This is a genomic window from Enterobacter sp. P82, assembly GCF_037053385.1.
In the GTDB taxonomy this organism is placed as follows: domain Bacteria; phylum Pseudomonadota; class Gammaproteobacteria; order Enterobacterales; family Enterobacteriaceae; genus Enterobacter.
The window spans coordinates 149,335-161,765 of the sequence record NZ_JBALHX010000005.1 but is presented as its reverse complement, the minus strand read 5'-3'; the positions used below and the strand labels follow the sequence as shown (position 1 = coordinate 161,765).

At 58.0% G+C, this 12,431-nt stretch carries 13 protein-coding genes and 1 pseudogene; 13 read left to right on the top strand and 1 reads right to left on the bottom strand.

Annotated features, from left to right (window positions below; genetic code table 11):
- Position 1: 1 nt before the first annotated feature.
- Positions 2 to 1,254 (bottom strand): annotated as a pseudogene (locus WB237_RS19505) (MFS transporter).
- A gap of 112 nt (positions 1,255 to 1,366) precedes the next feature.
- Here WB237_RS19505 and WB237_RS19500 point away from each other — a divergent pair.
- The 13 genes from WB237_RS19500 to WB237_RS19440 all read left to right on the top strand — a co-directional run bounded on the left by WB237_RS19500 (position 1,367) and on the right by WB237_RS19440 (position 12,430).
- Entirely contained in the window at positions 1,367 to 2,413 is a 1,047-nt protein-coding gene (locus tag WB237_RS19500) for an AI-2E family transporter (RefSeq protein ID WP_336215695.1), read from the top strand.
- A gap of 149 nt (positions 2,414 to 2,562) precedes the next feature.
- Positions 2,563 to 3,285, top strand: coding sequence for a beta-ketoacyl synthase chain length factor (locus WB237_RS19495; protein WP_336215562.1), 723 nt, complete (start codon positions 2,563 to 2,565; stop codon positions 3,283 to 3,285).
- On the top strand, positions 3,282 to 4,097 hold the full coding sequence (locus WB237_RS19490; protein WP_336215559.1) for a lysophospholipid acyltransferase family protein: 816 nt from the start codon (positions 3,282 to 3,284) through the stop codon (positions 4,095 to 4,097). Before WB237_RS19495 ends, WB237_RS19490 begins: the two co-directional genes overlap by 4 nt.
- On the top strand, positions 4,078 to 4,335 hold the full coding sequence (locus tag WB237_RS19485) for a phosphopantetheine-binding protein (protein ID WP_114979323.1): 258 nt from the start codon (positions 4,078 to 4,080) through the stop codon (positions 4,333 to 4,335). The genes WB237_RS19490 and WB237_RS19485 overlap by 20 nt, the downstream gene beginning before the upstream one ends.
- A 12-nt stretch (positions 4,336 to 4,347) precedes the next feature.
- Positions 4,348 to 4,599 carry an acyl carrier protein gene (locus WB237_RS19480; protein WP_114979322.1) on the top strand — a complete coding sequence of 84 codons (252 nt, stop codon included), beginning with the start codon at positions 4,348 to 4,350 and terminating at the stop codon, positions 4,597 to 4,599.
- On the top strand, positions 4,571 to 5,170 hold the full coding sequence (locus WB237_RS19475; RefSeq protein ID WP_336215555.1) for a hypothetical protein: 600 nt from the start codon (positions 4,571 to 4,573) through the stop codon (positions 5,168 to 5,170). Before WB237_RS19480 ends, WB237_RS19475 begins: the two co-directional genes overlap by 29 nt.
- Complete coding sequence (locus WB237_RS19470; RefSeq protein ID WP_336215552.1) at positions 5,163 to 6,512, top strand: AMP-binding protein; 1,350 nt, start codon at positions 5,163 to 5,165, stop codon at positions 6,510 to 6,512. Before WB237_RS19475 ends, WB237_RS19470 begins: the two co-directional genes overlap by 8 nt.
- On the top strand, positions 6,499 to 6,852 hold the full coding sequence (locus WB237_RS19465) for an ApeI family dehydratase (RefSeq protein WP_336215549.1): 354 nt from the start codon (positions 6,499 to 6,501) through the stop codon (positions 6,850 to 6,852). The genes WB237_RS19470 and WB237_RS19465 overlap by 14 nt, the downstream gene beginning before the upstream one ends.
- Entirely contained in the window at positions 6,843 to 8,534 is a 1,692-nt protein-coding gene (locus tag WB237_RS19460) for a glycosyltransferase family 2 protein (protein ID WP_336215545.1), read from the top strand. Before WB237_RS19465 ends, WB237_RS19460 begins: the two co-directional genes overlap by 10 nt.
- Before the next feature lie 3 nt (positions 8,535 to 8,537).
- Positions 8,538 to 8,960: an acyl-CoA thioesterase gene (locus tag WB237_RS19455; RefSeq protein WP_336215541.1), complete on the top strand. Its 423-nt coding sequence runs from the start codon at positions 8,538 to 8,540 to the stop codon at positions 8,958 to 8,960.
- Entirely contained in the window at positions 8,957 to 9,562 is a 606-nt protein-coding gene (locus tag WB237_RS19450; RefSeq protein WP_129994815.1) for a LolA family protein, read from the top strand. Before WB237_RS19455 ends, WB237_RS19450 begins: the two co-directional genes overlap by 4 nt.
- Positions 9,531 to 11,852: an MMPL family transporter gene (locus WB237_RS19445; protein ID WP_336215538.1), complete on the top strand. Its 2,322-nt coding sequence runs from the start codon at positions 9,531 to 9,533 to the stop codon at positions 11,850 to 11,852. The genes WB237_RS19450 and WB237_RS19445 overlap by 32 nt, the downstream gene beginning before the upstream one ends.
- Entirely contained in the window at positions 11,852 to 12,430 is a 579-nt protein-coding gene (locus tag WB237_RS19440; protein ID WP_336215536.1) for a DUF3261 domain-containing protein, read from the top strand. The genes WB237_RS19445 and WB237_RS19440 overlap by 1 nt, the downstream gene beginning before the upstream one ends.
- Position 12,431 lies beyond the last annotated feature (1 nt).

The window sequence follows — 12,431 nt, the reverse complement described above, 5'->3', positions numbered from 1 at the left end:
TTCACGAGGATGACGTGGCCTCCGGTGCCTGTACCGGGGGCCATTTTTTTAGCTGCCATGTCAGCATCAATGCGATAACCACCAGACCCGCCGCAGCAAGATAAATAACCGGTACCCCTGCCCAGGTCATCACCAGCCCCGCCAGCGGGCCGGTAATGCCTAAAGACATATCCATAAATACCGTATAGGTCGCCAGCGCCGCCCCCTGGTTCTGCTGCGGCACGGCTTTTACCGCCACCACGCCCAGTGCCGGGAAGACCAGTGAAAAACCTGCTCCCGCAAGGAAGACGCCCACTTTTGCGACCCATGGCACCATCGCTATGCCGGTCAACAGCAGCCCGACTATCTCTACCGCAAAGCAGATCATTGCCACGTTCAGCCCACCCAGACGGTTGATACCGTTCGGGAAAAGCAAACGCGCGCCAACAAACGCGCAGCTAAACAGGGTTAACGCGAAAGCTGCGCCGTCCCACCCTTTGGCGTCATAGAAAAGGGTAATGAAGGTCGCAATCACACCGAACCCCGTTGTCGCCAGCGCCAGGGCCATACCATACGGCCAGACGCGCCCCAGCACTGCGCGAAACGGTAGCGGTTTGCCTTTGCTGGCCTTCACTTTCGGGCGCGGCAGCGCAAAGATAATCGCCAGAGCAGCGACCGCCATAATGGTAATCGCCAGTCCATACAGGCCGCCAAACGCATAACAAGCCACACCAAGCGGCGCCCCCAGAGCCATTGCGCCGTAGGTGACAATGCCATTCCACGAAATCACCCGGCCAATGTGCGGCGCACCCACGACACCCACGCCCCACAGCGTCGAACCGGTTCCCGCCAGACTTTGACCGATACCCAGGATCACGCGCCCAAGACAAAGCAGCACCAGGCTAACCAGAGGCCAGTGGCTGGTTGTGGCGGCCAGCAAATAGCTCAGACCACTCAGGAAACAGCCGCATAGTCCCACAATAACGATGCTTTTTGGCCCGAACAGATCTGCGTAGCGCCCGGCATGTGGGCGACTCAGAAGTGTGGCGAAATACTGGAGGCTAATCACCAATCCCGCCCAGAACGCACTAAAGCCCATCACGTCATGGACATAGCCAGGCAAAACCGCCAGCGGCAGGCCAATGGTCAGATAACTGGCAAAATTGAAAATAACAACGGTAACGATGCGCAGATTGAGGCGCAGTCCGCTCAGCGCCGGTTCAGCGGCAGGTTCGGGCATGAGGTTCTACCTGGATTTTTACAACAGTGTTTCACTATTACCACGACACAATAAGAAAATCAGCACCGACTTTCAGATTAACGGAGCCAGACGAAGCGAAGCCCGGACACTACACTTTATGGGTCAGCATATTAAGGAACACGCATGATCGCCACCCCGTCCGACAAAGCAGGGCTCCACATCTTATTAAAACTCGCCTGCCTGGTGGTTATCCTTGCGGGTATCCATGCTGCCGCTGACATTATTGTTCAGCTCCTGCTGGCGCTCTTTTTCGCCATTGTGCTTAACCCGCTGGTGACCTGGTTTTTACGTCGGGGTGTCAGCCGCCCGGTGGCCATCACCATTGTGGTTATCGTCATGCTAATTGCCCTGACAGCGCTTTTTGGTGTGCTGGCGGCATCACTTAGCGAATTCTCCACGATGCTGCCACAGTACAACAAAGCGCTGACGCGGAAGATCGTGGCGCTGCAGGAGATGGTGCCTTTCCTTAATCTGCATATCTCGCCAGAGCGGATGCTGCGCCGGATGGATTCAGAGAAAGTCATGACCTACGCCACCACCCTGATGACGGGACTTTCCGGCGCGATGGCCAGCATTCTTCTGCTGGTCATGACGGTGGTGTTTATGCTGTTCGAAGTGCGCCACGTTCCCTACAAGCTGCGCTTTGCGCTGAATAATCCACAAATTCACATCGCCGGATTACACCGCGCGTTAAAGGGCGTCTCCAAATATCTGGCGCTGAAAACGCTGTTGAGCGTCTGGACGGGTGTTATTGTCTGGCTGGGACTGATGTTGATGGGCGTGCAGTTTGCGTTGATGTGGGGCGTACTGGCGTTTTTGCTCAACTATGTGCCCAATATTGGCGCGGTACTCTCCGCCGTACCACCGATGATTCAGGCATTCCTGTTTAATGGTTTCTATGAATGCATGTTGGTCGGGACACTTTTCCTCATCGTGCATATGGTGCTGGGGAATATTCTCGAACCGCGCATGATGGGGCATCGGCTGGGCATGTCGACGCTGGTGGTATTCTTATCTTTACTGATTTGGGGATGGCTTCTGGGCCCGGTCGGAATGTTGTTGTCAGTCCCGCTAACCAGTGTGTGTAAGATCTGGATGGAGACCACCAAAGGTGGCAGCAAACTGGCGATTCTGCTTGGACCAGGGCGACCCAAGAATCGGCTCCCGGATTAAGCATCCGGAGTGGAACAGCATATTGCTCTACGGGAAATTTTTAGGAGAAACGTTATTCGCAAGCCTACAACAACACTGTACGATGTATGCTGCAACATAGCGCTTGCGAAGAAACATCACAGAAACAGGTTTATCGCGGACGCGCGTAGATGAAATTTACACTCTCTATTATCGACTGGCAGGCAAGAGCGCCAGGACTCAGCGATGCCAGCGCATGGCAGGCATGGTCACGCCAGTCAGACGCCATCGATCCCACCGCGCCGCTTGCGAAACTGACCGACCTGCCGATGATGACCGCCCGCCGTCTCAACTCGGGCAGTAAGCTGGCCGTCGATCTCGGTCTTGCAATGCTGCGTAAACATCGTATTGATGCCGTGGTCTACAGCAGTCGCCATGGAGAACTGGAACGCAACTATCGTATTCTGCAAGCGCTTGCGACGGAGCAACCCGTCTCCCCTACCGATTTTGCGATGTCCGTCCACAACGCCGCGGTCGGCAACCTCACGATAACCGCGGGTCAGCCTATTGTTTCATCCTCCGTCTCCGCCGGTATGGACACTTTCCAGCAAAGTTTGTGCGAAGTATTGAGTCTGCTCCACGCGGGCTACTCCCGCGTTTTGCTGGTAGATTTTGACGGCGTCCTGCCAGAGTTCTATCAAGCCGGGCTCCCACCGCAGATGCCTGTCTGGCCTTACGCCCTGGCGCTGGTGATTGAAGCCGGTGACGCACTCTGCTGTGAAACCCAAAGTGGACGTGCCGGGGAAGAGCCGACGTTGCCGCAAAGCCTTCAGTTCCTGCGACATTACCTGAGCGACACACAGCGATTTGCCCTTACGGGCGAGCGTTTGCAGTGGCAATGGACACGCCAATGAGCCGTCTTCTGTCCCGCATCGATCGGTTATGGCGCATGCTGATGACCGGCCTCTGCTTTGCTCTGTTTGGCCTTGGCGGGCTGCTGCTGTCGCTGGTCTGGTTTAACCTGCTGCTGATTTTTCAGCGCGATCGCACGAAACGCCGTCGACTGGCGCGACGCAGTATTTCAGCCAGTTTTCGGCTGTTCCTCGCGGTCGTTCGCGGTACCGGCGTGCTGGATTACCGCTTCAACAACCTGGATGTTTTGCGCGCCGAGCGCGGCTGCCTGGTGATAGCGAACCATCCTTCGCTACTGGACTATGTGATCCTTGCTTCGGTGATGAACGAAACCGACTGTCTGGTGAAAAGCAGCTTGCTGCGTAACCCGTTCGTCAGCGGCGTGATCCGTGCAGCTGACTACCTGATCAACAGCGAAGCAGAAACGCTGCTTCGTGCCAGCCAGCAGCGTCTGGCGCAGGGCGACACCCTGCTGATCTTTCCGGAAGGCACCCGCACCCGCGTCGGTGAAGCCATTTCTCTGCAACGGGGTGCGGCGAATATTGCCGTTCGTTGCAACAGCTCCCTGCGCGTGGTGGTGATCCACTGTAGCGAACGCATGCTGGATAAACACAGTCGCTGGTACAATGTGCCGCATGATAAACCTATTTTTACCGTGGATGTTCGCGAACGCATCAACATTCATGATTTTTACGATGCAAGCCAGCATGAACCCGCGCTGGCGGCAAGGCAGTTAAACCGGTATATGCAGCAGCAATTAACATCCGGTCTTCAATCTTTGTCAGGAATGAAAGATGCAAGCGCTCTATCTTGAAATTAAGAATCTCATTATCTCTACGCTGAATCTGGAAGATCTTACCCCAGAGGATATTGATACCGACGCTCCGCTGTTTGGCGACGGACTGGGTCTGGACTCTATTGATGCCCTGGAACTGGGGCTGGCTGTGAAAAATCAGTACGGCGTAGTGCTTTCTGCCGAAAGCGACGAGATGCGTCAGCACTTCTATTCCGTTGCCACGCTCGCCGCTTTTATCCATCAACAACGCGCCTGAGAATGACCCGCTATGACAGAACAAGAAACGATTTATCAGGAAGTCTCTGCGCTTCTTATTAAACTTTTTGAACTCGACCCTGAGATCATTACACCGCAAGCCCGGCTTTACGAAGACCTGGATCTCGACAGCATTGATGCTGTGGATATGGTAGTTAACCTGCAGAAGAAGACAGGTCATAAAATTAAACCTGAAACCTTCAAAGCGGTGCGTACCGTTCAGGACATCGTCGACGTTGTGGAACAACTCCAGCGCGACGCCTGACGTGCCTGCCATTCCATTCATCCCGATACTGACGGGTCTGATGCTGCTGGCATGGCCATTTTTGATTGGCTACGGCCTTGCAAGCCACAATTTGCAGTGGATATTGCCCCTGATGGTTCTGGTGTTGCTGCTACGTGTCTGGCAGGTGCGCCAGCATCGCGGTCCTTTGCGCTACGTGATCCTGAGTGTGGCACTGACCGGGGTGGTGCTGTGCGTGGCGAGCGCGCTTTTGCACGCTCACCAGTGGGTGCTGTTTTATCCGGTGGTCGTCAATCTGGTGATGCTGGTGGTATTTGGGAGTTCGCTGTGGACAACCATGCCGATGGTAGAACGGCTGGCGCGAATACGGGAACCCAACTTGTCTCCTGCCGGGGTTCGTTACACGCGCAAGGTGACTAAAGTCTGGTGCGGCTTTTTTATTGGCAACGGGGCTGTCGCGCTGTTTACCGTGCTGTACGCCGACATGCGCCTGTGGACGCTGTGGAACGGGATAATTGCTTACATCCTGATGGGCACGTTGATGGCGTGTGAATGGCTGGTGCGACAACGGGTAATTAAACACGATGTATAAACCGCTTCCTCTTAGCCAGTGGCTAAATGCCCCGCGTCCTGATGATACGCCGATCGCCTGGCTTGACGACCGTATCTGGACGCTTGGCGAGCTGCGCCACGATGTCATGCAACTGGTCGACATACTGCGTCAGGAAGAGGGCGAGCGCTGGGCGCTCTGTTTTGATAACGGCTATCTTTTTATCGTCGCCCTGCTGGCGGCGCTGCATGCAGGTAAAACCCCCGTGCTTCCCGGGCACAGCCGGGCGGCACAGCTTAACGAACAGCGGCCCCTGTTCAGTGGCGTCCTGAGCGACACAACGCTCGATTTTTCGGGGCGGCAGCAGTTGGTCACTTCCACAGTGCCGACTAACAACGACTTTTCCCCCTTGCCTGCCATTGACGATACGCGCGTGATCGAGCTTTACACTTCTGGCTCTACTGGTGCGCCGCAGCGAGTCATTAAGCCGATAATCAGTCTGGATCGTGAAGCCCGTTTACTTGCTGGCCGGTTTGGCGAACGATTGACAGGCTGTCGCGTCGTGGCCTCCGTGGTGTTGCATCATCTGTATGGCCTGACGTTTCGTGTCGTCTTACCCATGGCGCTCGGTCTGTCGGTGCATGCCAGCCTGCTCAACTATGCCGAGCAGCTCTCAGCCCTGCCCCACGACAAACGCTATCTTTTCATCAGCAGCCCGGCATTCCTCAAGCGGCTGGATACGGCCCTGACGCCTCCTCCCGTTGCCCTGCTTTTCTCCGCAGGTGGCGTACTGCCCTGGCGGGATATCACTGCGTTTCAGGGCTGGCTGAATATCTGGCCTGATGAAATCTACGGCAGCACCGAAACGGGCGTTATGGCCTGGCGTCACCGTCAGGATGAGACGACACTCTGGCAACCGTTCCCCGGTGTGACGTTCAACGGCGATCGTGTGACGTCGCCACTGATCCACGAGGCGGAGGGAATAGTGCTGGATGATATCCTGCATTTCGCGGCTGACGGGCAGTTCAACATCGTCGGACGCCGTGGTCGGGTGGTCAAAATTGAAGATAAACGCATTTCGCTCGATGAGATTGAACAGCGCTTGCTGGCGCTGGACGGCATCTGCGACGCCGCCGCACTGGTAGTGATGCGCGGGGGACGCCAGAGTATTGGCGTGCTGCTGGTGCTCAATGACGCGGCGCGTTTGCACAGAGATAACGTAGGTAAAAATGCCCAGGAATCAGCCTGGCGTCGCGCCCTTCGTCCCTGCCTTGAGCCGGTTGCCGTGCCCCGCTACTGGCGGATCGTCGATGAAATCCCGGTCAACAGCATGAACAAGCGTGTGACTGCGCAGCTACAGGAGTTATTTCATGAAGATCCATGAAATCGAACGCCACCAGACGCATCCGGAGCATCTGGAGATAACGCTTTATCTGGATCCTGACCTGCTCTGGTTTAAGGGACATTTTGCCGTCCAGCCGCTGCTCCCTGGCGTTGCACAACTCGACTGGGTAATGCATTACGCCATCACCCTGATGGTTCCAGGCTACCGTTTTCACAGCATTCAGAATGTGAAATTTGCGGCCCCACTGTTGCCGGACAACACAGTGACGCTGGTCCTTGACTGGCACCCTGCCCGTCAGATGCTCAGCTTCAGCTACCAGCGCCATGCGGGCAGTGAGCGCCATACCGCCAGCAGCGGGAAGATTCGCCTATGTCAGTAACCTTCCGTCCCTGCGTGTTGATCCCCTGTTACAACCACGGTGCGATGATGGCAACGGTGCTCGCACGACTGGCACCGTTTAACCTCCCGTGTCTGGTAGTGGACGACGGCAGTGAAGAGCAAACGCGCTGCACCCTTGCGCACTTAGCGGAGCAGCATCCTCAGGTCACGTTGCTACGCCTGGCGAAAAACAGCGGCAAAGGCGCGGCGGTGATGGCGGGACTAAAAGCCTGCGCAGAGCGCGGCTTCACCCATGCGATCCAGGTGGACGCCGACGGTCAGCACGCCATTGAAGATATCCCCCGCTTTCTGGCGCTGGCGCAACGTCATCCTGATGCACTGATTTCCGGTCAACCTGTTTACGATGACTCAATTCCACGCGCGCGTCTCTACGGACGCTGGGTAACCCACGTCTGGGTCTGGATTGAAACCCTGTCCCTGCAACTGAAAGACAGCATGTGCGGCTTTCGGGTCTACCCGGTTGCGCCGGTGATGCAGCTTGCCGCTCGAACCCCGCTTGGCAAGCGAATGGACTTTGATACCGAAGTGATGGTCCGCCTCTACTGGCAGGGTACGCCCAGCTATTTTCTGCCCACCCGCGTCACCTACCCACCAGACGGTGTATCTCACTTCGATGCGCTAAAAGATAACGTGCGCATCTCGCTGATGCATACCCGCCTGTTCCTGGGGATGTTACCGCGCATCCCTTCCCTGCTGATGCGCCGTAGCCCGCAGCACTGGGCGCAACAGCAGGAAGTCAAAGGGCTGTGGGGAATGCGCCTGATGTTACGCGTCTGGCAGTTACTTGGGCGCAAGGCCTTCACCCTCCTGCTGTGGCCGGTCACGGCCGTTTACTGGCTTACCGCCCGTTCGGCGCGTCAGGCGTCGCGGCAATGGCTGAGGCGGGTTAAGCAGGTCATGGCACAGCGACAGATCCCTCAGCCCCCCCGGCTGCACAGCTTTTTTCACTTCCTGCGTTTTGGTCATGCCATGCTGAACAAAGTGGCCAGCTGGCGCGGCGAGATGCACCTTCATCGCGATCTGGTGTTTGCACCGGGTGCCAGCGAGGCGCTGGGGCTGGATGACCCTCAGGGTAAATTGCTGCTGGCCTCGCATCTTGGCGATGTGGAAGCCTGCCGCGCGCTGGCGCAGCGTGAAGGGGGAAAAACCATCAACGCCCTGGTCTTTAGCGATAACGCCCAACGCTTTAAGCAGATCATGGAAGAGATGGCTCCACAGGCGGGTATTCACCTGATGCCCGTCACCGACATCGGCCCGGAGACCGCTATTCTGATCAAAGAAAAACTGGATCGCGGTGAATGGGTGGCCATCGTGGGCGATCGTATCGCCGTCACGCCGCAGCGCGGCGGCAACTGGCGCGTGATCTGGAGCGATTTTATGGGCCAGCCCGCGCCGTTCCCGCAGGGGCCGTTTATCCTGGCCTCCATTCTGCGCTGTCCGGTGGTGCTGATTTTTGCCCTCAGCCAGCAGGGGAAGCTGACCCTGCACTGCGAACCGTTTGCTGACCCGCTGCTGTTACCGCGCGGTGAGCGCCAGCAGGCGCTGCAACACACTGTCGATCGCTACGCCCGGCGGCTGGAGCATTACGCCTTACTGTCGCCGCTCGACTGGTTTAATTTTTTCGATTTCTGGCAACTGCCCGAGATCGCCGAGAAGGAGTAAAGGGTGCTGACCGATCCCCGCTTTACGACGGAAGTCGAGATGACCATCCCGTTCCACGACGTTGATATGATGGGCGTGGTCTGGCACGGCAACTATTTCCGCTACTTTGAGATCGCCCGCGAGGCGCTGCTCAATCAGTTTGATTATGGCTATCGCCAGATGAAGGCCTCCGGCTATGTCTGGCCGGTGGTCGATACGCGGGTGAAATATCGCGATGCGGTGACGTTTGAGCAACGCATCCGGGTACGGGCGCAAATTGAAGAGTATGAAAACCGCCTGCGCATTGCCTATCAAATCTTCGACGCGCAGACCGGTAAACGCACCACCACCGGTTACACCATCCAGGTAGCAGTCGACGAGTCCACCCGCGAAATGTGCTTTGTCAGCCCGGCGATATTGTTTGAACGTATGGGAGTAACGCCATGAAATGGTTGCCTTTACTGGCGTTGATCTTCAGCCCGCTGGTCAGTGCAGTAACGCTGGATGAGCTGCAGCAGCGGTTCACAGAACAACCTGTGGTGCGCGCGCACTTCGAACAGGTTCGCACGATCAAAGATATGCCGCAGCCGCTACGTTCGCAGGGCGAAATGGTGATCGCCCGTGACAACGGCCTGTTGTGGGATCAAAAAGCCCCGTTTCCGATGACGCTGCTGCTGGATGACAAACGGATGGTGCAGACGATCAACGGCCAACCGCCACAGACCATTACCGCCGACAATAACCCGCAGATGTTCCAGTTCAACCACCTGCTGCGGGCGTTATTCCAGGCCGATCGCAAGGTGCTGGAAGAAAATTTCCGCATTGATTTTAAAGACCTGGGGGAAGGACGCTGGTCTCTGGTGCTGACCCCCACAACAACGCCGCTGGACACCATTTTCGCTACCCTCGATTTAGGCGGTGCGACGTATCTGGAGTCTATTCGTCTCAACGACAAACAGGGCGACCGCACGGATATCACCCTCTCTAATCACCGACTGACACCCGCCAGCCTGACCGATGACGAACGCCAACGCTTTGCCGCACCGTAAATCGCGGTACCCGGCGCTGCTGTGGGCCACGGTATGCCTGATCCTGCTGGGTCTGCTGGTGTCGCTGCTGCCTGGCGCGCGCCTGAACAGCAGCGTGCTGGCCATGTTGCCGACACAGACGCTGGGAGCCGTTCCTCCGGCGCTCAACGACGGGTTTATGCAGCGGCTCGACCGTCAGCTGGTCTGGCTGGTCAGCCCCGGCAAAAAACCCGATCCGCGCGTTGCACAGCAATGGCTGACGCTGCTGCAAAGCAGCGGAGCGCTGAGCGAGGTCAAAGGGCCAATGGACGCCGCCGGACAAAAAGCCTGGGGCGAGTTTTTCTGGCAGCATCGCAACGGGCTGATTGACCCCGCCACCCGCTCCCGCCTGCAAAACGGCGGTGAAGCGCAGGCGCAGTGGGTGTTATCTCAGCTCTATTCGGCCTTTTCCGGCGTAAGCGGCAAGGAGCTGCAAAACGATCCGCTGATGCTGATGCGCGGCGCGCAGCTCGCGCTGGTGCAAAACAGCCAGAAGCTGCGTCTGATGGACGGCTGGCTGGTGACACAGGATGACGCCGGAAACTACTGGTATCTGCTGCATGGCGAGCTGGCGGGTTCCTCCTTTGATATGCAGCAAACCCACCGGCTGGTCACCACCCTGAACGCACTACAGGCGACGCTGAAAACACATTATCCGCAGGCACAGCTGCTGTCTCGCGGCACGGTGTTTTACAGCGATTACGCCAGCCAGCAGGCCAAACGGGATATCTCCACGCTGGGTGTCGCCACCCTTCTGGGCGTGTTCCTGCTGATAGTGGCGACGTTCCGCTCCCTGCGTCCGTTGCTGCTGTGCGCGATCTCCATTGCCATCGGGGCGCTGGCAGGCACGGTCGCCACCCTGCTGCTGTTTGGCGAACTGCATCTGATGACGCTGGTGATGAGCATGAGCATCATCGGTATTTCGGCAGATTACACCCTCTACTACCTGACCGAACGGCTGGTACACGGTGGCGAAAATTCACCGTGGCAAAGCCTGGACAAAGTGCGTAATGCCCTGCTGCTGGCGCTTCTGACAACCGTCGTGGCATACCTGATTATGATGCTGGCCCCCTTCCCCGGGATCCGCCAGATGGCGCTGTTTGCCGCCGTGGGGCTGAGCGCCTCCTGTCTGACGGTGATATTCTGGCACCCCTGGCTGTGCCGTGGGTTGCCGGTGCGCCCGGTTCCGGTCAGGAGAGTGATGTCGCGCTGGCTGACCGCCTGGCGACGTAAAAAAACGCTCGCTGTTGGCCTGCCTGTCACGCTGGCGCTCCTTTCCGCTGTCGGGATTGCCACTCTGAAGGTGGACGACGATATCGCCCAGTTGCAGGCGCTGCCGAAAACGCTTCTGGCGCAGGAGAAAACCATCACCGCCCTGACCGGCCAGCGCGTCGATCAGAAGTGGTTTGTGGTTTATGGCGCGTCAGCCCAGCAAACGCTGGAGCGGCTGGAGGCCTTTACCCCGGCGCTGACTCAGGCGCAAAAAGCGGGTGTGCTTGCCAGTTGGCGAACCCTGCCACTCAACTCAATGAAGCGTCAAAAAAGCGATCTTGCGCTCCTGCACAACGCTGCGCCTGCGGTAACGAACGGGCTGCGCAGCGCGGGCCTTAACACCGTATCACCGAATCTGGCGGCGATGCCTGTCAGCGTGGAGGCCTGGCTTGCCAGCCCGGCCAGTGAAGGCTGGCGTCTGCTCTGGCTGACCCTGCAAGGCGGCGAAAGCGGCGTGCTCGTCCCGGTGGATGGCGTCAAAAACAGCGCGGCACTGAGCAAACTGGCTGCGCAGCATGAAGGCGTCGTCTGGGTCGATCGCAAGGCCAGTTTTGACAACCTGTTTGCCCTCTACCGCACGCTGCTGACGGGGCTACTGTGCGTGGCGCTGGCGGTGATCGCCTGCGGCGCGATGATCCGTCTTGGCTGGCGCCAGGGACTTATCAGCCTGGTGCCATCGGTGCTGTCGCTCAGCTGCGGGCTGGCGGCTCTGGCCGTCGTCGGGCACTCCGTCAATCTGTTTTCACTGCTGGCGCTGGTGCTGGTACTCGGCATTGGCATCAACTACACGCTGTTTTTCAGCAACCCGCGTGGTACGCCGCTAACGTCGATGCTGGCCATCACCCTGGCGATGATGACCACGCTGCTGACGCTGGGCATGTTGGTATTCAGCGCGACGCAGGCCATCAGCAGCTTTGGTATCGTACTGGTAAGCGGTATTTTTACCGCCTTCCTGCTGGCCCCGCTGGCGATGCCGGTCAAGAACGAGAGAAAACGCTAATGAACGCTTTTTACCGCGCCGCCGCGCTGGCAGCGACGCTGCTACTGGCAGGCTGCAGCCATTCAACCGATACTGAAGGGAATCGCCCGCAGGCCTGGCTTCAGCCTGGCACTCAGGTGACGCTGCCACCGCCGGGCATTACGCCGGCCATCCGTTCTCAGCAGTTGCTGACCGGTCGGTTTAACGGCCAGACCCAGTCGCTGCTGGTTCTGCTGGACGCCGACGGGCAAAAAGTGACGCTGGCCGGGCTCTCCTCAGTAGGGATCCGCCTGTTCCTCGCAACCTACGATGGCACCGGGATCCACACCGAGCAGTCAGTCGTGATGCCGCAGCTGCCGCCCGCCAGCCAGGTACTGGCGGATGTGATGCTCAGCCACTGGCCACTCAGCGCCTGGCAGCCGCAGTTGCCGAAAGGCTGGACGCTAAAGGATACTGGAACCCGACGCGAACTGCGTAACCCCGACGGCAAGCTGGTGACAGAGATTGTCTACCTGCAACGCAAAGGTAAGCGTGAGCCGATCAGCATTGAGCAGCACGTCTTTAAATACCACATCACCATTCAATATCTGGGTGACTGAG

Coding starts and splice junctions, on each gene's coding strand:
- WB237_RS19495 (WP_336215562.1), top strand. CDS start 2,563: ATGAAATTTACACTCTCTATTATCGACTGGCAGGCAAGAGCGCCAGGA.
- WB237_RS19490 (WP_336215559.1), top strand. CDS start 3,282: ATGAGCCGTCTTCTGTCCCGCATCGATCGGTTATGGCGCATGCTGATG.
- WB237_RS19485 (WP_114979323.1), top strand. CDS start 4,078: ATGCAAGCGCTCTATCTTGAAATTAAGAATCTCATTATCTCTACGCTG.
- WB237_RS19480 (WP_114979322.1), top strand. CDS start 4,348: ATGACAGAACAAGAAACGATTTATCAGGAAGTCTCTGCGCTTCTTATT.
- WB237_RS19470 (WP_336215552.1), top strand. CDS start 5,163: ATGTATAAACCGCTTCCTCTTAGCCAGTGGCTAAATGCCCCGCGTCCT.
- WB237_RS19465 (WP_336215549.1), top strand. CDS start 6,499: ATGAAGATCCATGAAATCGAACGCCACCAGACGCATCCGGAGCATCTG.
- WB237_RS19460 (WP_336215545.1), top strand. CDS start 6,843: ATGTCAGTAACCTTCCGTCCCTGCGTGTTGATCCCCTGTTACAACCAC.
- WB237_RS19450 (WP_129994815.1), top strand. CDS start 8,957: ATGAAATGGTTGCCTTTACTGGCGTTGATCTTCAGCCCGCTGGTCAGT.
- WB237_RS19445 (WP_336215538.1), top strand. CDS start 9,531: ATGACGAACGCCAACGCTTTGCCGCACCGTAAATCGCGGTACCCGGCG.
- WB237_RS19440 (WP_336215536.1), top strand. CDS start 11,852: ATGAACGCTTTTTACCGCGCCGCCGCGCTGGCAGCGACGCTGCTACTG.